This window comes from Streptacidiphilus sp. BW17 (genome assembly GCF_041262485.1).
Classification (GTDB): Bacteria; Actinomycetota; Actinomycetes; order Streptomycetales; family Streptomycetaceae; genus Streptacidiphilus.
Genome location: NZ_JBGCCR010000006.1, coordinates 228,916 through 246,917 on the forward strand (window position 1 = coordinate 228,916; position 18,002 = coordinate 246,917).

At 71.5% G+C, this 18,002-nt stretch carries 19 protein-coding genes; 12 read left to right on the forward strand and 7 right to left on the reverse strand.

Annotated elements, in window-relative coordinates; all coding sequences use genetic code 11:
• The first annotated feature begins 35 nt into the window (after positions 1-35).
• Positions 36-1,808: a hypothetical protein gene (locus ABH940_RS10335; protein WP_370105088.1), complete on the forward strand. Its 1,773-nt coding sequence runs from the start codon at positions 36-38 to the stop codon at positions 1,806-1,808.
• A gap of 154 nt (positions 1,809-1,962) precedes the next feature.
• On the opposite strand, the gene ABH940_RS10340 is transcribed toward ABH940_RS10335, so the two are convergent.
• Positions 1,963-3,465, reverse strand: coding sequence for an APC family permease (locus ABH940_RS10340; RefSeq protein ID WP_370105089.1), 1,503 nt, complete (start codon positions 3,463-3,465; stop codon positions 1,963-1,965).
• A 104-nt stretch (positions 3,466-3,569) separates the two neighbouring features.
• Between ABH940_RS10340 and ABH940_RS10345 the strand changes: the two genes are divergently transcribed.
• Positions 3,570-4,220 carry a TetR/AcrR family transcriptional regulator gene (locus tag ABH940_RS10345; RefSeq protein ID WP_370105090.1) on the forward strand — a complete coding sequence of 217 codons (651 nt, stop codon included), beginning with the start codon at positions 3,570-3,572 and terminating at the stop codon, positions 4,218-4,220.
• A gap of 39 nt (positions 4,221-4,259) precedes the next feature.
• Here the strand turns inward: ABH940_RS10345 and ABH940_RS10350 are convergent, their stop codons facing one another.
• Complete coding sequence (locus ABH940_RS10350; RefSeq protein WP_370105091.1) at positions 4,260-5,255, reverse strand: hypothetical protein; 996 nt, start codon at positions 5,253-5,255, stop codon at positions 4,260-4,262.
• A 149-nt stretch (positions 5,256-5,404) separates the two neighbouring features.
• Here ABH940_RS10350 and ABH940_RS10355 point away from each other — a divergent pair, with 149 nt between their 5' ends.
• Positions 5,405-6,613, forward strand: a complete 1,209-nt coding sequence (locus ABH940_RS10355; RefSeq protein WP_370071547.1) for a hypothetical protein — start codon at positions 5,405-5,407, stop codon at positions 6,611-6,613.
• Between the two features lie 3 nt (positions 6,614-6,616).
• On the opposite strand, the gene ABH940_RS10360 is transcribed toward ABH940_RS10355, so the two are convergent.
• Both ABH940_RS10360 and ABH940_RS10365 read right to left on the reverse strand, forming a co-directional pair.
• A complete protein-coding gene (locus tag ABH940_RS10360; RefSeq protein WP_370105120.1) occupies positions 6,617-6,811 on the reverse strand; it encodes an antitoxin VbhA family protein in 195 nt (64 codons plus the stop codon).
• Positions 6,812-6,859: 48 nt separating this feature from the next.
• Positions 6,860-8,614 (reverse strand): PucR family transcriptional regulator, encoded by a 1,755-nt coding sequence (locus ABH940_RS10365; protein ID WP_370071546.1) that lies wholly within the window; start codon positions 8,612-8,614, stop codon positions 6,860-6,862.
• 214 nt (positions 8,615-8,828) lie between these two features.
• Between ABH940_RS10365 and pruA the strand changes: the two genes are divergently transcribed.
• On the forward strand, positions 8,829-10,457 hold the full coding sequence (gene pruA / locus ABH940_RS10370) for an L-glutamate gamma-semialdehyde dehydrogenase (protein WP_370071577.1): 1,629 nt from the start codon (positions 8,829-8,831) through the stop codon (positions 10,455-10,457).
• Positions 10,458-10,697: 240 nt separating this feature from the next.
• On the forward strand, positions 10,698-11,627 hold the full coding sequence (locus ABH940_RS10375; RefSeq protein WP_370071545.1) for a proline dehydrogenase family protein: 930 nt from the start codon (positions 10,698-10,700) through the stop codon (positions 11,625-11,627).
• Positions 11,628-11,867: 240 nt separating this feature from the next.
• On the opposite strand, the gene ABH940_RS10380 is transcribed toward ABH940_RS10375, so the two are convergent.
• Positions 11,868-12,455 carry a hypothetical protein gene (locus ABH940_RS10380; RefSeq protein WP_370071544.1) on the reverse strand — a complete coding sequence of 196 codons (588 nt, stop codon included), beginning with the start codon at positions 12,453-12,455 and terminating at the stop codon, positions 11,868-11,870.
• A gap of 99 nt (positions 12,456-12,554) precedes the next feature.
• On the opposite strand from ABH940_RS10380, the gene ABH940_RS10385 reads away from it, so the two are divergent.
• The 7 genes from ABH940_RS10385 to lgt all read left to right on the forward strand — a co-directional run bounded on the left by ABH940_RS10385 (position 12,555) and on the right by lgt (position 16,964).
• Positions 12,555-12,968 carry a hypothetical protein gene (locus ABH940_RS10385; RefSeq protein WP_370071543.1) on the forward strand — a complete coding sequence of 138 codons (414 nt, stop codon included), beginning with the start codon at positions 12,555-12,557 and terminating at the stop codon, positions 12,966-12,968.
• Between the two features lie 116 nt (positions 12,969-13,084).
• Positions 13,085-13,285, forward strand: a complete 201-nt coding sequence (locus tag ABH940_RS10390) for a hypothetical protein (RefSeq protein WP_370071542.1) — start codon at positions 13,085-13,087, stop codon at positions 13,283-13,285.
• A gap of 5 nt (positions 13,286-13,290) precedes the next feature.
• The gene (locus ABH940_RS10395) at positions 13,291-13,827 is read left to right on the forward strand and encodes a DUF6879 family protein (RefSeq protein WP_370105092.1); all 537 of its coding nucleotides are present in this window, start codon (positions 13,291-13,293) and stop codon (positions 13,825-13,827) included.
• Complete coding sequence (locus ABH940_RS10400; RefSeq protein WP_370071540.1) at positions 13,824-14,678, forward strand: helix-turn-helix domain-containing protein; 855 nt, start codon at positions 13,824-13,826, stop codon at positions 14,676-14,678. Before ABH940_RS10395 ends, ABH940_RS10400 begins: the two co-directional genes overlap by 4 nt.
• A gap of 354 nt (positions 14,679-15,032) precedes the next feature.
• Entirely contained in the window at positions 15,033-15,215 is a 183-nt protein-coding gene (locus ABH940_RS10405) for a hypothetical protein (RefSeq protein ID WP_370105093.1), read from the forward strand.
• Positions 15,216-15,703: 488 nt separating this feature from the next.
• Positions 15,704-15,940 (forward strand): hypothetical protein, encoded by a 237-nt coding sequence (locus ABH940_RS10410; RefSeq protein WP_370105094.1) that lies wholly within the window; start codon positions 15,704-15,706, stop codon positions 15,938-15,940.
• Between the two features lie 88 nt (positions 15,941-16,028).
• Positions 16,029-16,964 (forward strand): prolipoprotein diacylglyceryl transferase, encoded by a 936-nt coding sequence (gene lgt / locus ABH940_RS10415; RefSeq protein ID WP_370105095.1) that lies wholly within the window; start codon positions 16,029-16,031, stop codon positions 16,962-16,964.
• Here the strand turns inward: lgt and ABH940_RS10420 are convergent.
• Entirely contained in the window at positions 16,958-17,608 is a 651-nt protein-coding gene (locus ABH940_RS10420; RefSeq protein WP_370071536.1) for a LysE family transporter, read from the reverse strand. The two genes, lgt and ABH940_RS10420, sit on opposite strands and share 7 nt — an antisense overlap.
• Positions 17,609-17,799: 191 nt before the next feature.
• The gene (locus ABH940_RS10425) at positions 17,800-17,988 is read right to left on the reverse strand and encodes a hypothetical protein (RefSeq protein ID WP_370071535.1); all 189 of its coding nucleotides are present in this window, start codon (positions 17,986-17,988) and stop codon (positions 17,800-17,802) included.
• Positions 17,989-18,002: the final 14 nt, after the last annotated feature.

The window sequence follows — 18,002 nt, forward strand, 5'->3', positions numbered from 1 at the left end:
CGGCGGTCCGGGGCGAGCGAGAGACAGGTCGGATCATGGCAGCGCGCAGTCGTAAGGACGGCTCCGGCGACGAGGGCCGGGCCCTCCCCGCGGACCTCGACCTGGAGACCCTCTACGGTGCCACCGGCGGTCCCGGCACCGTCGGCGAGGTGGACGCCGAGGACGCGGAGGAAGAGGAGCTGATCCTGGTTCCGCCGGTCCGGCTGGCGGCGCCCGAGGCGCTGGCCGAGTCTGCGCTGGCCTCGCCGCTCCTCGCCCAGGCGATCGGTCTGGCCCGCTGGGTCGGCGAGGGCAAGCCCGTCGACGAGTGGGGCGAGCTTCCCGAGGAGCAGGCCGCGGCAGCCGTGAAGGCGCTGGAGTTGGAGTCCGAGGACATCGGTGAGATCGAGCGCGCGTGGGCGCTGGCGGTCGACCTGGAGCTGGTCGTGCTGGAGTCCGCCGCCGACGGCAACCCCGAGAAGGCCGACACACCCGAGCGCGGCGTCGCCGGTCCGCAGCTGGAGCGGCTGGCGTCCGGTGACGTCGAGGCGATCCTGGACGACTGGCTGACCTCCGCGTCGATCATCGCCGCCACGGCGGTGGAGGCGGCGCTGGACGACGTCGAGGCCGCCCGGGACGCGGCGGACGCGGCGGACGAGGAGGACGAAGAAGACGACGAGGACGAAGAGCACGAGGAGGACGGGGAGGACGGGGAGAACGAGGAGGACTCTGCGGACTCCGAGGACGACGAGGTTCTGGCGGAGGTGGCGGCCGGAGCCGAGGGAACCGAGGAGGAGGACGAGTCCGAGGAGGAGTACTCGCGGCTGGAGGAAGCCCGCGACGAGGCTCAGGGCCTGCTCGACGACGCCCTCCAGGTCCTCTACGAGACCCGCGCGCTCGCCCCGACCCGCACCGAGCAGACGCTGCCACTCGGCGTCCTCGCCGCCCTGCTCGTCGTCCCCGAGGGCGAGGACCCGACCGAGGAGCTGCTCGGCGAGATCACCGACACCATGGTCATCCTCGACCCGATGCTCCAGGACCTGGCCGACCTCGGCATGCTCGACTACCGCCCGATCGACCCGGCGCTCTTCGAGGAGGAGGACGAGTCGACCTTCGGCGAGGGCGGCGAGGGCGGCGAGTTGGAGCTGGACGACGCGGACGTCGACCGCTTCGGCCATGTCCGCCTGACCGACCTCGGCGTCTTCGGCGTCCGCCAGTGGCTGCTCGAGGACGGCATCGACGCACCGCTGATCGGCGAGCACGCGCAGGGTGACGCGGAGGCGCTGCTGCGCGGCATCTGCGAGTCGCCGAACGTGCTGCCGGAGGAGGAGATCCTGGAGTGGATCGCCGGTCGGGAGCCGCTCCCGGCCGCGAGCGAGCTGCTGGCTGCTGCGCGGGGCGACGACCTCGTCGCGCCGGTCCGCCGCCTGTACTGCCAGGTGGCGCTGCGTCACCTCGGCACTCCCGCCGAGCCGGCGGCGCGGGAGGCACTCACCGACCCCGAGCTCGCGGGCATCGCCGGCGCGTGGCTCACCGAACGCGGCGTCACCGACTTCCCCACGCCCGGTCGGGACGTCGTCCTCTGGACCACGGTCGACGCGCTGGCCGCCCAGCTGATCGACACCGGCGGTGAGGAGGAGCCCATGCTCGAACTGATCCGCATGCTGCCCGGCCCGGACGGTTCGGAGCGCTTCTTCGAGGAGATGTGGCGCGTCGACCACACCTACACCCGCGCGGTGCTGGAAGCGGTCGGGGCCCTGCACCCCGACAAGTCGGTGGCCAAGCAGGCCCGCAAGGCGGCGTTCAAGGCCAAGTCCGCGGGGCGCTGACGCGCGCCTCCGGCAGGGGCGCGGGGCTCTGCTCGTGTGCGGCTCCGCCGCGTGGGCGCGACAAGCCACCCAGTGTGGTGTGTCGCTGAACGAGCAGGCCCATCCGCACGGGGTGGTTGCTCGCGCAGTTCCCCGCGCCCCTCAAGCAGTGCAACTACAGCACCGCGGGCGCCAGCTCGTCGCCGAGGGGGCGGTCCTCGTCTGCCGCGCGCATGCGCAGGTGGGGCTTGCGGACGGCGAGGTACGCCACCCCCGCCACGCAGACGAGGCCCACGCCGAGCAACGCGGCCCACACCTGGTACCAGGGCGCGCCGACAGGCGCGAGAATCGCGCGGGGCCAGCAGATGTTGACGACCTCGAAGCCCGTCCACAGCACGGCCAGTGCGTTCAGCGGCGTCCCCAGACGCCCGTAGCGGACCGCGCCGGAGGGGGCCCAACTGCCGCGCAGCCGCGCGACCAGCGCGACCACCGTCAGCAGGAAGAACGGCACGAACGTCGCCGCGCTGCCGAAGGTGATCAAGCTGCCCATGGCCGACGTGTTCAGACCCAGCGGCAGCGCCGCGCAGCTGATCACCGTGGCGGCGACCAGCCCGCCGATCGGGGCCTTGTGGCGGTTGACCTTGCGCACGTGCTTCGCGAACGGGAAGACGTCGTCGCGGGCGAGCGAGTACAGCCCGCGGGCCGCGCCGCCCTGGGAGGCCATCAGGCAGGCGGTGAAGCTGACCAGCACCACCAGCACGAACGGCTTGTCCGCCCAGCCGCCGAAGGCGTGGGTCACGGCCGTGGTGACCGGGTCCAGGTCCTTGCCCGCGACGACCTCGGCCGGGTCGGGGTGGGCGAGTTCGACCGAGATCGCGTTGAGGATCACCACCAGGCCCACGCTGAGCAGCGACCACCACATGGCCTTCGGGACCTGCCGTGCCGCGTCCTTGGTCTCCTCGGCCGTCGAGACGCAGGCGTCGAAGCCGATGAAGGCCCACCCGGCGACCGCGACCGCCGCGAGGAACCCGTCGAGGTTGCTGACGCCCAGCCCCTTCGGGGCGCCGAGGAAGTTCGTGAGCAGCGAGAATCCGTGCTGCCGGAAGACCAGCAGCAGCGTGACCCCGACCAGCACCGAGGCGACCGCCTCCGCCGCGATGCCGAGGCTGACGAACCAGCGCAGGAAGTTGATCCCGTAGGCGTTGACCAGCGTGCAGAAGAGCATGAAGCCGACCGAGGCCAGTACCTGCTCGGTCGGTGTCGGCACCGTGCCGAACAGCGCGAAGAGCCAGGGTGAGGCGAGGTAGGCGACGGTGGTGTTGCCGAACATCACCGCGAACTGCCACATCCAGCCGCTGAGCCAGGCGAAGGCCGGACTCGCCAGCCGGCGGCTCCACTGGTACGCGCCGCCCGCCAGCGGCCACTGCGAGGCGAGCTCGGAGTAGACGCAGACGACCAGGCACTGGCCGAGCAGGCAGAGCGGCAGCGCCCAGACCCACGCCGTCCCGGCCACGCTCATGCCGACCTGCGCGGCGGCGTAGAGGCCGACGACGGGGGAGACCACGGCGAAGCCCATCGAGATGTTGCCGAGGACGTTCAGGCTGCGTCTCAGCTCCTGCCGGTAGCCGAGGGCCTCCAGCCGGTCGCTGTCGTGCTGGTCGGGTTCGTCGGTCGCCAAGGTGCGGCCTCCTCTTCGGGACATAAAACTAACTTAGTTAGTCAGTCGGATTGATCTGGCACGATAGCCGTCGAATGCCGACTGCGGAAGAGGGAGTTTGCGGCGTGGGCCGACCGAGCAGGGCGCTGCTGACGCGCGAGCGGATCGCCGCGGCGGCGCTGGACGTGGTGGACGAGCTGGGCGCGGACGGCCTGACCATGCGCGCGCTCGCCGAGCGTCTCGGCGTCAAGGCCGCCTCGCTCTACAACCACGTCGAGAGCAAGGAAGCGCTGGTCGACGCGGTCTCGCAGCTGGTGAACGAGGAGATCGACCACACCCCGCTGGCCGACCCGGACTGGCGGGCCGGGCTCGCCGGGTACGCGCACGGCTACCGCGCGGTCTTCCTGCGGCACCCGAACACCATCGCGCTGCTGGCCCGCCGCCGCGTCGAGGCCGACCGGGCGCTGCGCGGCTACGACGCACTGCTCGGCGCGCTCGGCCGCGCCGGACTCGACCCCGCCGACGCCGCGGAGACCGCTGCCGCGCTCGACTACCTGGTGCTCGGCTCCGCGCTGGAGACCTTCACCGCAGGCTTCACCCGTGAACCGGACGGCTACCGCCCCGAGTACCCCGCGCTGGCCGACGCGCTGTCAGGCTCCTTCGCCAGGGGCGGCGGTGCGAGCGGGCTGGACGGGCGCGGCTTCGAGCTGGCGCTGCGGCTGCTGCTGGACGGCATCGACGGGCGGGCGAGCGGGAAGACGGCCGACAGGATCTGACCGACCGTCAGTGTGTGAGCGCCTCAGCTCCTCAGCTCCTCAGCGCCTCACCGTGACGCCGAACTCCGCCCCCCGGAAGGGGGTCGGGTCGAACGGATCGGTGGCGTCGACCCGACCGCCGGTGAGCGTGGTGCCCGGGACGGCGTCGGTGTCGACCGTGAGGGGGAGCTGCTCGAGCTCGTTGCGCCAGGTCAGCGGTGCGCCCGGGTAGTTGCAGCTGAGCCGGGTGGCGGCCGGGTGGTCCGGGGTGGCTGCGTCCGGCGTGCAGCGGTAGGCGTGGGGCTGCGTCCAGTGGGTGTGCTCGGGAGCGGTGAAGGTGAAGACGGCCGGGCCGGTGTACTCGTTCGACGGTCCCGTGTTGCCGAAGACTGCCTGGACCATGACGGTCTGCCCGGGCCGCGCCGACAGCGGCAGCACCGCCGCCGTCAGATGCACGATTGGAGCGCCCGTCACCACGTCGTAGGCGGCGGTCGCCCGGTCGTCCGGGCCGCCGCCGGTCGCGGTGACCGAGCAGTGCTCGGTGGTGTCCGGCGGGATGGACGCGCCCAGGCCGATCGTCACCGCTGCGGACGCGGTCGCGCCGGGCGGGAGGTCGGCCGGGAGCGAGAGGGCCAGGTCCGTCGCCGTGGTCCGGGGGTGGAGGCTCGGATCCGCGCTGAGCCGGTTCGGTGCGAAGTTGTGCACGACCACCTGTGTCGGGCCGGTGGTCGACCGGGCGCTGAGGTTGGTGACGTGGATGCCGAGCACCTGCGTCGTTCCCGGCGTCACGGGACGGTCCGGCCAGTCGAGCAGCAGGGCCAACGCGCCGCCGTTGCCGGCCTCCATCGGCGCGGTGCAGTGCTCGGGGGAGGCGCCGAGCGCCGGGTCGTGGACGCCGCCGAGGTGCGCCGCACGCGCGGGGGAGGGTTCGGCGTGCGCGGTTGCGGGCAGGCTGACCAGTCCGGGCAGCGCGGTGGCGAGGAGCAGGGCGGTCGCGCCGAGGAGGCGTGCAGCGGCGGATCGACCTGTGCGGTGCACGGGGTGAGCATGCGTCATGCCACCACGCTGACGCGCGGCGGGCGTCGGTGTGGCGCAGACGTGCTCGTGCCGTTCGTGCGTCAGCCGTACGGCGTACGGGTAATCCAGAGCATGGTGCACGCGAGGACCGTCACTCCGTAGGGTGGAGCGCGACGTGAAGGGGAGGCGTGGTGAAGTTCGGCGGCGGCAGCTTCGGCAGGTTCGACAGCCCGGACGACTTGTGGCGCGACGCGGCGCAAGCCGACCTCAACACCCTTTCCTCCTGTCCCTTTCCGCTCTACGCGCCCACGGCGCCGCTGCTGCCCTCGCCCGCGTTGACGGAGTGGCAGATCACCAACGGCGTACTGGTCAAGGTCGTGCTCTGCCATGGCGAGCCGATGACCGCGGAGGGCCCGTGGCTCCAGGTCGCCAATGCGGACGCGGGCGCCGGGACGATCGAGTACGGCCTGGCCGACATCGTCGAGGACGAGCGCGACCGGCTGTTCAGCCATGCGGGCATCGACGAGTCGCCCGGTGCGACGGGGGACGTGCTCGCGGGGCTGGCGGTCGAGTCGCAGATGCGCCTGCCCGTGGACGGCGTTCCGGTGGAGGCCCTCCTGCGCCGCGAGGGCCCGATCTGGGCCGCGCGGTTGCGCGCGCCCGACGGCCGCGTCGTGCTCACCGTCACCGGCCGCGGCGTCGACCCCGACCGGGTGGCGCTGCGCGTCGTCCACGACCTGGAGCCGTACGCGGTCGGGCGCCAGGCGCTGCTCAACGCCCTGCTGGTGCGGCGCCGCAGGCTTGACGAGGGTCGTCGCGCCGGGCAGCCGGGCGCGACGCCTGCGGCTCGGTCTGCGGCCGAGTCCGAGCAGGGCCCGGCGGACCCGCCGCTGAACCTCGCGGCGCACCGGCAGCTGGTCGACTACTGCGTCGCCCACGCGCTGCGGGTGGAGGCTGCCGTGCGCGAACACCGCGTGCCGCGCCTCCCGCGTCGCGACGCGGGTCGCCACGGGGACCTCTGGGAGGAGGCGGTCCGTCAGCAGATGCGTTTGGCGGGCGAGGACCACGACGAGGCCAACGAGTCGGTGACCGCGCTGGTCAACCACATGGTCTCGCTCTCCGAGGCAGCCGACTGGTTCCCCGACTCCCCGGAGGGCAAGGCCGCCCTGGAGGAGAGCATCCGGTTCACCGCGTTCGAGAGCGAGGTCCGCAGCGCCCCCGCCCAACGCGCCTGGCTCCGCGACTGGCACCGCCTGGACCTCCCGGGCATCGCGGCCACCCCCGGCAGCGCCCGCTCCCCGGAGGAGGCCCGTCTCCTCCACGAACTGCGGGTGCAGTCCCGCGCCTCCTGGCTCGACCTCTGGCGCACCTGGCACGACGCGCCACCCCGGCAGTGACCCTCAGCCAACGAGGCGGTCAGGCGTCGGTCGGTGACGGGACAACGCCCGTTCGACCATCTCGTCTGCCGACAGTTCGCCCTTGACGTAGGCCTCGGCGTCGGCCGATTCCTCGGCACTCGGCGCGAGGCCCTCCGCAGCCAGGGAGCCCTGGGCGGGCTTGACCGCGGCCCGGCGTTGGGAGATTTCTGACCCGATTCACCCGATCGTGGCCACAGCCCGATCGTGGTTACAGCCCGGTCGTGGTCAGAGGCGGAGCTGCAGCATGGCCAGCAGGCGGTCCTCCGGACGGCTGAGGTCGAGGGAGGTGAGCTGTTCGGCGCGGCGGACGCGGTAGCGGAGGGTGTTGGGGTGGATGTGCAGGGTTGCCGCTGCCGTGCGGACGTCGCCGAAGGCGTCCAGCCAGGCCAGCACCGAGGCGGCCAACTGGCCGCCGTGCTGGGCGTCGTGGGCGAGCAGCGCGGTCAGGCGCGGGTCGCGGACCGCCGGGGCGGCGGCGAGCAGGGCGAGGGTCTCGGCCAGCAGGACCTGGGCCTGCACCTGGGTGATCTCCGCGACCTGGGCGTCGACCTGCCCGGACGCCATCGCGTCCAGCACCCGGTCCGCCTCGCGGCGGGACGCGGCGGTGCCGACGAGTCCGGCGGAGACGGTCCCCACCGCGCCGCGGACGGGCGCGCTCGCCGTCGCCGCCGCGAGGTGCCGGGTCGCCGCCTCCGCGAGTTCGCGTGCCCAGCCGAGAAGTGTCACCGCGGCGATGCCGTGGGGGAGTTCGGGCAGCAGCACGTAGACGCGTTCGTCCGCTGCGGCGACCAGTGCGCTGCGGTGGCGGGCGGCTGCGTGGACCGCCATCAGGCTGAGCGTCTCCTCGCGGTGCAACTCGTCCGAGCCCGGCAGGGCGAACCCCAGGACGGCGGCCGGTCGTTTGGCGTCCAGGCCGAGATGGCCGGCGAGCGACTGGGCCGCCGTGGTGCCCTGGAGGACGCCGGACAGCAGATTCTGAGTGAGCCTCAGTTCCGAGCTGACGAGTCGTCGCCTTCGCATCAGCTGCAGCGCGGCGACCCGGGCCGCGCCGAGGAGGGCCTGGTCGGCGCGGTCGGCGAGCGGCGTCGCGCCCTCCTGGACCCAGATCGTCCCCAACTGCCTTTCGCCGGACCGGATCGCCACCGCCAGACGGCGGCGCAGCCCCAGCTCCGGGTGCTCGTCGATCGCGACGACCGAGTCGCCCGCGCGCAGGCGCTGGAAGACGCCCCACTCGCGGAGTTTGGCCAGATAGGGCTCCGGTCCCTGCCAGCCCAGGATGGTGAGCCGTCGCAGGTCGTCGATCTCGTCGGAGTCGGCGGAGCGCGAGTAGGCGAGGATCCGGTTGGCAGTGTCCTCGATGCTGACGATGCCACCGGTCAGTACCGCAGTCGTCTGGGCCAGGGCGAACAGGTCGCCCTCTTCCGCGCCGTTCTCCACGGCGCCGCCCGGGAGTTGGCGGCCACTGCCGAGCGCGGCGCGGGCGAGGGCGTCGAGGTGCTCCCAGCGGACCTCGCGGCGGACGGACAGCAGCGCGATCCCGGCCTGCTCGGCGAAGTCGCGCAGCGTCTCGCGCTGCGCGGAGGAGTCGATGCGGACCGCGACCGCCGCCGCGCCGGCCCGTGCCGCGGCCCGCAGTGCCGGGATCGCCGCGCGTCCGCGCACGCCGATGGCCAGCACCAGCTCGCCCGGACGCGCGGTCGGCGGGTCCTCCGGGTCGAGCAGGGCAACGTCGACCGCCTCGACGTCCAGCCCCGCCGGGGCGCACTGGAGCTCGACCACCGGCTCGCCCAGGGACATCAGCAGCTGGCGCAGCGAGAGGCCACCGGGACGGACCAGCGGCAGCTCCGGTGGGAGGTCCGGCTCGACCGGCGGCACGGGCAGCTCCGGCGGGAGGTCCGGCTCGACCGGCGGAACCGGTGGGGCCGGTCGGGCCGGTTCCTGGGGGTCTTCGGCAGTGTTGTCCGATCGGACATGCTCCATGGTCAGATCTTATGCGCCCGGACAAAGAGGAGCGCTTCGTACGGGCCTAGCGTGTGACTCGACGGACCGCGCCGACGTGCGAACCACGCCCGGTCGGTCGACGATCCCCCTGGATGCCCCTGGATTCACCTGGTGAGCTGCCAGGTGGCCCAGGAGCACTGATCCGCCCGAACGTCCCGTCCGTCTGGACGTCTCAACGAGGAGAACGCGCGTGTTGGACGCTGTGACCCAGATTCCCGCGCCGGTCAACGAGCCGGTGCACGGCTACGCCCCGGGCAGCCCGGAGCGGGCCCGGCTGGAGGCCGAGCTGAAGCGGCTGGGCTCGCAGGCCCCGGTCGAGCTGACGATGACCGTCGGCGGCCAGCGCCGCCTGGGCGGCGGCGAGCCGATCGACGTGGTGCAGCCGCACCGCCACGCCGCCGTGCTCGGCACGATGCGCAACGCCACCGCGCAGGACGCACGCGACGCGGTCGAGGCCGCGCTGGCCGCCGGTCCCGCGTGGCGGGCGCTGTCTTTCGACGACCGCGCCGCCGTCTTCCTGCGCGCCGCAGACCTGCTCTCGGGCCCGTGGCGCGAGACGCTGGCCGCCGCGACCATGCTCGGCCAGTCCAAGACCGCGCAGCAGGCCGAGATCGACACCCCCTGCGAGCTGGTCGACTTCTGGCGCTTCAACGTCCACTTCGCCCGCCAGATCCTGGCTGAGCAGCCGATCTCCTCGCCCGGCGTGTGGAACCGCACCGACCACCGCCCGCTGGAGGGCTTCGTCTACGCGATCACGCCGTTCAACTTCACCGCGATCGCCGGCAACCTGCCCACCGCCCCGGCGCTGATGGGCAACACCGTGGTCTGGAAGCCGTCCCCCACCCAGCAGTTCGCCGCCCACCTGCTGATGCAGCTGCTGGAGGAGGCGGGCCTGCCCAAGGGCGTCATCAACATGGTCACCGGCGACGGCCTGGCCGTCTCCGAGGTCGTGCTCCCGCACCCGGACCTGGCCGGCATCCACTTCACCGGTTCGACCGCGACGTTCCAGCACCTGTGGAAGTCGGTCGGCGAGAACATCGCCTCCTACCGCACCTACCCGCGGCTGGTCGGCGAGACCGGTGGCAAGGACTTCCTGATCGCCCACCCGTCCGCCGACGCGGCCTCGCTCACCACTGCGCTGGTGCGTGGCGCGTTCGAGTTCCAGGGCCAGAAGTGCTCCGCGCTGTCGCGGGCCTACGTGCCGGCGTCGCTGTGGGCACGGATCAAGGACGAGGTCAAGGCCCAGACCGAGTCGCTGACCATGGGCGACGTGGCGGACCTGTCCAACTTCATGGGCGCGGTCATCGACGCCCGCGCGTTCGCCAAGAACAAGGCGGCACTCGAGCGCGCCGCCGCTGACCCGAACGTCGAGGTCCTCGCGGGCGGCAGCTGCGACGACTCGGTGGGCTACTTCGTCCGCCCGACCGTCCTGGTCGGCTCGGACCCGGCCGCCGAGTACTTCCGCGAGGAGTACTTCGGCCCGATCCTGGCTGTCCACGTCTACGAGGACGCCGACTGGGACGCCACGCTCACCCAGCTGGACGCGGCCTCGCCGTACGGCCTGACCGGCGCCGTCTTCGCCACCGACCGCACCGCCATCGCCCACGCGATGGACAAGCTGCGCTTCGCGGCCGGCAACTTCTACATCAACGACAAGCCCACCGGCGCCGTCGTCGGCCAGCAGCCCTTCGGCGGCGGCCGTGCCTCCGGCACCAACGACAAGGCGGGCGCGGCGCAGAACCTGCTCCGCTGGACCTCCGCCCGCTCGGTCAAGGAGAGCTTCGTTCCGCCGACCGACTACCGCTACCCGCACATGGGCTGACGGTCCATCAGCTCCCTGATGGCTCCGGCCCCAGTTGTGACGGTCGTCGGACGGGATCGCCCGGCCCGCTGATCGACGACCGTCGCACCCCCGTCGGTTCGCCTGCCCTGCACGGCCGGTGAGCCGACGGAGGCGGCGTCCCCTCCCAACTCCCCCCGGGGGAGGGGACGCCGTCGGTACTCCTGTCTTTGCTTTCCCCGCTTCCGCTTCCCTGCTTCTCCCGCACTCCCAGGAGTTGACATGCTCCGTACCACCCTGCTTGCGGCCTCCCGGTCCCCGCGCTCCCGCAAGCTGATCGAGCAGCTCCCGCCCACCCGCGCCATCGTCAAGCGCTTCGTCGCCGGTGACACCCTGGACGAGGGCGTCTCCGTCACTGACACGCTCGTCGGCACCGGCCGCCGGATCACCCTCGACCACCTGGGCGAGGACACCTCCGACGCCACCCAGGCGGCGGCCACCGCCGAGGCCTACGAGAAGCTGCTCGCGGCCCTCGCCGAAACCGGCCTGGCCGACCGCGCCGAGGTCTCCGTCAAGCTGTCCGCCGTCGGGCAGTTCCTGCCCGAGGACGGCGAGAAGGTCGCCCTGGAGAACGCCCGCCGCATCTGCGCGGCTGCGGCAGCGGTCGGCACCACGGTCACCCTGGATATGGAGGACCACACCACGACCGACTCCACGCTGGGCATCGCCCGCGAACTGCGCGCGGACTACCCGTGGTTGGGCGTCGTGCTGCAGGCCTACCTGCACCGCACCGAGGCGGACTGCGCCGAGTTCAGCGGTCCGGGCAGCCGCGTCCGCCTCTGCAAGGGCGCGTACCAGGAGCCCGCGTCGGTGGCCTTCCAGAAGAAGTCCGAGGTCGACCTGGCCTATGTCCGCTGCCTCAAGGTCCTGATGGCGGGCGAGGGTTACCCGATGGTGGCCTCCCACGACCCGCGTCTGATCCGCGTCGCGGGCCAGTTGGCCGCCCAGAACGGCCGCTCGGCGGACTCCTTCGAATACCAGATGCTGTACGGCATCCGCCCGGAGGAGCAGGAGCGCCTCATCGCCGAGGGCAACACCATGCGCGTCTACCTGCCCTACGGCAACCAGTGGTACGGCTACTTCATGCGCCGCCTCGCGGAGCGCCCGGCCAACCTGGCGTTCTTCCTTCGCGCGCTGGCGACGAAGAGCTGACGGAATACCATCTCACCTGCGGCGGAGCCTGATAGGGCTCCGCCGCAGGTGTGTTGAGATGGTCTGTGCCACTCGGCGGCTCGGGAGATCGATTGCCAACCCGTGGAGTGCACGTCCAGATCCACTAGGAATCGACGCTCATCCACGCGTCCAGCGCTGCGCGCCCGCGCGAACCGGTCTCCGGCATGAAGTGCGTGCGCTTTCGCCGGGGACCTGGCCTGATGGTTCACTTCGCTCGGATTAGCGCTCGACCTGAAAGGCGTAGTTGGGGGCGATGATCTGCAGGTCTCGGGGGTCGTAGACACCCGGTCGCTTCCAGAGCTGGAAACCGCCCATGAACGGGCTCAGGTGCCAGGCTCCGAGATGGGTACCGGCACCAAAGGTGATCTTCATGTCAAGGTGCGCCCAGTAGTGAGGGCGGACAGAGATCGGCTTCGACCAGTAGGGCAGGAGGAAGCCGGCGTCTCCGCAATCCGGCTGGCCCGACTTCTCCCACTTGCCTGTGGAGGGGTCGAGAATCTGAAGCGACATCCCCTTGAGACAGAGGCTGGCCTCGTAGCCCGACAGCTCCAGGTCAGCTTCCGCCGGGACCAACGTGTCCTGGCTCGTCTGCATGTACCAATAGACGACATTGACCGTCTCACCGAGTTTGACGGTCTTCGGCAGCCCGTTCACGGCGAGATACAAGTCTCCCGCATTGGGGTTCGTGCTCACCCTCGCCGCCGGCTTCTGAGCGGGAACAGCCTCCGCCTGCGCCGACGTGACCACGCTCGCGCAGATCGCGGAGGCAGCGGCCAGAACTGCGGCTGATCGTACGAAGCTGCGCATAAGTCCCCCTGGAGATCAAGAAAGCGGGCGCCAGCATACCCACCCACACGCCCCGTTCCTCGGCATTCCGCTATGTCTCAAAGACCCCTGGAGGTGCCGATGTCGGGGCTTGCCCCACCTGTGCCGCAGCGCGAGCACCTGGACTCCGATCAACTTCGCGGACTTAGCGGCATCCTCGCCGACACCTACTGCGGCTGGTCCTCGAGTAACCCGTCCCGCTACACCGCCCAGACACCGGGCTGGCACAGGGTGTCCGGGACCGTGCGCTTCCCGAACAATGCGACCGGCAACCGCGGCCTGCGAATCGCCAAGAACGGCAACGCGGTGCAGGGCACCGGCACGCTCGTCGACGGACACTTCGCCAACGTCCCCGAGCTGCGGGCGAAATACCTGCACGCCGTGGTCGTGGAGATCGCCGTCTTCGCCAGCACCAATGGCGCGCTGAAGCTGGACCAATTCGTCGGGGATCGGGAGCACGTCAGCCAAGCGTCCGAGCGTACGTCCCGAGGGTGACAAGATCGCGACGCCACCCGGCGCCCACCACCGCGGCGTGCTTTTCCGGCGCAGGCGCTTCTCGCTACGGTTCGACGGTCCTGAGCATCACGCCAGCACGAGCGAAGGGTCGGACCATGAAGCTCAAGTTCCTCGGCACCAGCTCCGAAGACGGCAACTGCCCCACCCTGTACGAGACCCCGACGGGCGACATCGTCGTCCAGGGTTACGAGCTCACCGACGAGGAGGCCCTGACCCAGCTCAGGGACGTGCTCCCAGGTGAGAACTTCGTCGTCGTGCCGCGTGAGCTCCTCACCAAGCACGCCCCCAAGGAGTAGACCGCGTGCCCCAGTTCGTCGAAGCGAACGAGATCACCGAGTTCTTCCGCACGGGCTTCCAGCACACCGCATGGCGGCTGGAGGCCCGGCGGGTCTACCAGGTCGACTACGAGAGCCCGCGCTTCCAGGCGTTCCTTCGCGGCGAGGACCCGGGCACGGCCGGGCGCGAGGGCTGGCTGGGCACGATCCGCTCGTTGACCGGCCGCGGCGTCCGTGTCGAGCGGGTCCGCATGTTCGACGACCCGCCGACGGACTACCAGCGGTTCCTCTTGTGGGGGACGGGCGACACGGTGGCCGCTGGGGAGGACATCCGTTACCTGATGCGGTCGGAGGCCCTCGGCTACGGGCTGCCCGAGCGGGACTTCTGGCTCTTCGACTCGCAGGTCCTCGGGGAGTTCCGTTACGACGGTGACCAGTCGCTCGGCATGGAGCTGTTCGACGATCCGTCCGTCGTCCTGGCGGGTTGCCAGCTGAGGGATTTGGCCTGGCACTACGCCGTCCCCTACGCCGACTTCACGCAGCGGGTACGGTCCAAGGTGTGACCACCGACTTCCAGCGCGGAAGAGAGGCCCTCGGCGCGCGGCTCCGTCAACTGCGCGCCGAGGCTGGTCTGTCCGGCCGGGAGGTCGGGCGGCGGCTCGACTGGCCGCCCTCGAAGGTGTCCAAGCTGGAGAACGGGAAGCAGACACCGACGCCCGCGGACCTCGACGCCTGGGCGCTCGCGGTCGGTCAGCCCGAGGCAGCCGCCGAGCTCAAGGGGCGGCTGAACGGGCTGGAGACGAGTTATCGCTCCTGGCGCCGACAGCTTGCGACCGGGCACCGCGCGCGGCAGGAGGAAGCCCTCGCGCACCAGCGGCGGACCGAGCTGATCCGGGCCTACGAGTCCACGGTCATCCACGGCATGTTCCAGACGCCCGAGTACGCCCGGCATCTCTTGCTCAACAACGCTGACCTGCGTGGAACGCCACGCGACACCGAGGCTGCGGTGCAGGCGCGCATGCGCCGCCAGGAGCTGCTGTACGAGCCGGGCCACGTCTTCCACGCGGTGCTCTGGGAGGGGGCCCTGCGCGTGCTGCCGTGCCCGGTCGACGTGATGATCGGCCAACTCGACCGCCTGTCCGGGCTCATCGGACTCAGCACCGTCAAGCTGGGCGTCGTCCCCTTCGGTGCTCAGATGAGTGTGACGCCGCGTCACGGCTTCTGGATCTACGATCACCGGCTCGTCATCGTCGAGACCGTCAACGCCGAGCTCTGGCTCGACGACGCCGATGACCTCACGTTGTACGAGCGCGTCTGGCAGCGCCTCGACCAGGCCGCCGTCTACGGCCGCCACGCGCGCCGTCTGATGGCCCTCGCCAGGGCCTCTCTGGAGACTCCGCGCGCAATCTCGTGAAGCGCCCAGCGGTGCCCGAGAAACGTCGAGAAGCACCCCTCATTTCGAGAAGCACCCGCGCTTAACGTGCTGCTCATGGCCGGTTCGAGCGCTGCCTCGCACCGCCGACTGACGAGCCCTCACTCGCCCGGATGCGAGGACCCTTCCGATGAGCAACGCGCCTACGCTTACAAGCCCTGCTGTACCTGGACCCCTACCGCGCCCGTACCTGACGCCGCCGTGCAAGGTCGGTGCTGACCGCTGGCCGGACCTGCACCAGCAGTGCCGGGCGCCCGGCTACCGGCATCGCGTGCTCGGCTGGGTGTCGGTCGCTTGCGGTTGTACCTGCCACCAGGCCGACGGCGATGTCCAGTCGTGAGCGCGACCGTGGAGTACGACGCGCACTGGGACGTCTTCCGTGTCCGGGAGGGCGGCCGGCTGATGGCCGACGGCGACGGCTACCCGCTCGCGTTCGACCACCGCGCCGAGGCCGAGGACATGCTGACCCGCCGCGCCGAGCTGTTCGCGGAGATCGCACGGAAGCGGCGGCGCCGGTGAGCGCCCGCGAGCTACCAGGGCACGGCCATGACGCGGTCTCGCCGCGCCCGGCCTATCCGGAGACGCTCGTGCCGTTCACCTGGCCCACGCCCGGCGTCAGGACGTGGCAGCCGTCCAACGGCGGCACTTACGTCTTCCCCGGCTGCACGGGGGGGTCAGTGACTGCGCGTGCAGCTGCGGTGTCGGCGTCTACAAGGTCAACGGCCGGGTGTACGGCTGCGACTGCCCCGGGCACGATGCACGCAGGGCTCGGCTGGCCGCCAGGTAGCTGCCGCCTGGCGGCTCGTGGAGGGGCTGCCCGAGGCCGTCGGGTGCCGGACTGTTGCGACGGGCCAACCGCAGCACGGCACCAACACCAAAAGAGGCCCCCGCGAACCGGACTCACGCGACGGACCGTCCGGCCCGCCCGGACGGCGGTGGGCCGCTCGGCCTCACCTGAACGACGTACCTGGGACGTGACCGTCGCTCCGGCGGCTCGTTGTTCCGGCGTGAGCGTGAAGAAGATCGTCACCGCTGCCGTCCTCGCCACCGCCGCCCTCGCGTCGGCCGCGCCCGCGTGCGCCACCGACGGAGGCCGTCACATCGGCCCGGCCGAGCCGCCACGCCCCTGGGACTTCTCCAGCGCCGTGTCCTGCCTCCAGGAGATGGCCGTCGTGCCCGTCCTCAGCCACTGGGGCGGCGACGAGGCCGAACACCTCAACCACTGCGGCAGCGGTAACGGGTAAGCCGCGGCGGGCGTCCGCCCGGCGTGGGGGAGTGCCCTGGTGGCGGGGGCGGTCGGGGTTCGACAGGGGGCGCGGTTACCCTCGCAGCATGCAGCTAGCCGCCATCCCGTCCCCCTCGGTGAACGGTTTCCACCTGGGGCCGCTCTTCATCCACTTCTACGCGCTGATGTACATCGTGGGCATCAGCCTCGCCGTGCTGCTCGGCCGACGGCGGTGGAGCGCGGTGGGTGGCGACCCGGCGCTGGTCGACGAGATCGCGATCTGGTGCGTGCCCGCCGGGATCGTCGGGGGCCGGATCTACTTCGACCTGACCACGCCCAAGTACATCCCGCCACACTGGTGGGGGCCGCTGGCGGTCTGGGACGGCGGGCTGGGCATCTGGGGCGGGGTGGCGCTGGCCACGGTCGTCGGCATCTGGCGGCTGCGCAAGGCCGGGGCCGACGTGCTGGCGATGATGGACGCGTTGGCGCCGTGCCTGCTGGTCGCTTCGGGGATCGGCCGGATCGGAAACTACTTCAACCAGGAACTCTTCGGTGGCCCGACCAGCCTGCCCTGGGGGCTGGAGATCGCGCCCGCCTACCGGCCGCCGGGCTACCTCCAGGACCCGACGTTCCACCCCACGTTCCTGTACGAGCTCGTCTGGGATCTGCTGCTCGCTTGGCTGCTGATCAGGCTCGGCAGGAGCGGCAAGGTCCGGCCCGGCAGCCTGATGGCCCTCTACGTCGCGGGGTACTCGGCCTTTCGCATCTTCGAGGAGTCGCTGCGTGTCGACCCCTCCCAGTACTTCCTCGGTCTGCGCCTGAACTTCTACGTCGCCTCGGCGTTGACGCTGTTCGGCCTGGTCTGGTTCGTCGTCCTGCAGCGGCGCAGCCCCCGACCGGAGGCGGAGGCGGAGGCGGAGTCGGCGACGGGGTCGGGGTCGGAGTCGGCGACGGGGTCGGTGACATCGGACGAGGTCGAATCGCCCCAGCCGTCTGAGCCGCCCCAGTCGCCCGAGTTGCCTGACTCGCCCGAGCCTCAGTGACGCTGCAGCAGTAGGCGAACGGCGAGACCGAAGATCACGGCGCTGGAGAGCAGGGCCGTGCAGAGGCGCCCGTAAGGGCCGGTCAGGGCACGACCCAGCAGTGCTCCGCCGCCAGCGAGCAGGAGTTGCCAGCTCGCGGACGCCGCGAAGGCGGCCGCGACGAACACGGCCTCGTCCCAGCGACCGGGCGCGGTTGCGCCCTGCCGGGCGAGCACCAGGGCGGCGAAGTAGATCACGGTGATCGGATTCATCAGCGTGATGCCGAGCAGCCCGAGATACGCCTGCGCCGGGCTGAGCGCGGCGCGGTCCTCCGGCTCCGCACGCTGCCGCGCGCGGTACCGGGAGACGGCGCGCGTCGCGCCGAGCACCGCGAGCGCGACGAGCACCGTGGCCGAGGCCCAGTGCAGGGGCACGGTGATCGAGGTGAGGGCGGGCGCCAGGGCCGAGCCCCCGAGTACGGAGACCAGTGCGTAGAGGCCGTCAGCGGTCGCGACGCCGAAAGCGGCACACGATCCGATCCGCAGTGTTGTCCGGGCGGTGAGTGCCACGAGGTACGTCCCGACCGCCCCTACCGGCATGGCGATGCCATAACCAGCGAGGAGCCCGGCGACGAGAGCCGCGCTGCTTGCGCTGCCCGCGCTCATGCGCGGTGCGGGATCGAGCCTCCCGGGCGGCGGCCGGACTGCTGTCGGCCGTGCTCCGCCGTGGCTGAGGAAGGCAGCGACGGCGGCAGCGGCAGTGTGAGGAGGGGTGACCCGGTCATGGGCCGATGGTCGGGGCATTCCAGGCTGCCCCGCAAGCCGTTTTGCTTTCGATGAAGCAGCCACGCCGCGGTTCAGGCGGCGGTGGCTATCTCCAGGGGCTGGTTCGCGGCGTTGCGGGCGGCGAGGTACTCGTTGACGAGGCGGGTGTAGAGATCCCGCTCCGACGTCGTGAGACGACGGCCGCGGGCGCGCGCGAGAAGCGCGCGGATGCGGTTGTTCGCGAGATCGGCTCGCGAAAGCGGGGTGATCACGTTCTGCATGCCTCGAATCTATC

Bases quoted from the DNA above. Each gene is read 5' to 3' on its own strand.
- lgt (WP_370105095.1), top strand. From the start codon at position 16,029: ATGCAGCTAGCCGCCATCCCGTCCCCCTCGGTGAACGGTTTCCACCTG.
- ABH940_RS10425 (WP_370071535.1), bottom strand. From the start codon at position 17,988: ATGCAGAACGTGATCACCCCGCTTTCGCGAGCCGATCTCGCGAACAAC.
- ABH940_RS10390 (WP_370071542.1), top strand. From the start codon at position 13,085: ATGAAGCTCAAGTTCCTCGGCACCAGCTCCGAAGACGGCAACTGCCCC.
- ABH940_RS10365 (WP_370071546.1), bottom strand. From the start codon at position 8,614: ATGGAGCATGTCCGATCGGACAACACTGCCGAAGACCCCCAGGAACCG.
- ABH940_RS10375 (WP_370071545.1), top strand. From the start codon at position 10,698: ATGCTCCGTACCACCCTGCTTGCGGCCTCCCGGTCCCCGCGCTCCCGC.
- ABH940_RS10350 (WP_370105091.1), bottom strand. From the start codon at position 5,255: ATGACGCATGCTCACCCCGTGCACCGCACAGGTCGATCCGCCGCTGCA.
- ABH940_RS10380 (WP_370071544.1), bottom strand. From the start codon at position 12,455: ATGCGCAGCTTCGTACGATCAGCCGCAGTTCTGGCCGCTGCCTCCGCG.
- ABH940_RS10385 (WP_370071543.1), top strand. From the start codon at position 12,555: ATGTCGGGGCTTGCCCCACCTGTGCCGCAGCGCGAGCACCTGGACTCC.
- ABH940_RS10335 (WP_370105088.1), top strand. From the start codon at position 36: ATGGCAGCGCGCAGTCGTAAGGACGGCTCCGGCGACGAGGGCCGGGCC.
- ABH940_RS10420 (WP_370071536.1), bottom strand. From the start codon at position 17,608: ATGAGCGCGGGCAGCGCAAGCAGCGCGGCTCTCGTCGCCGGGCTCCTC.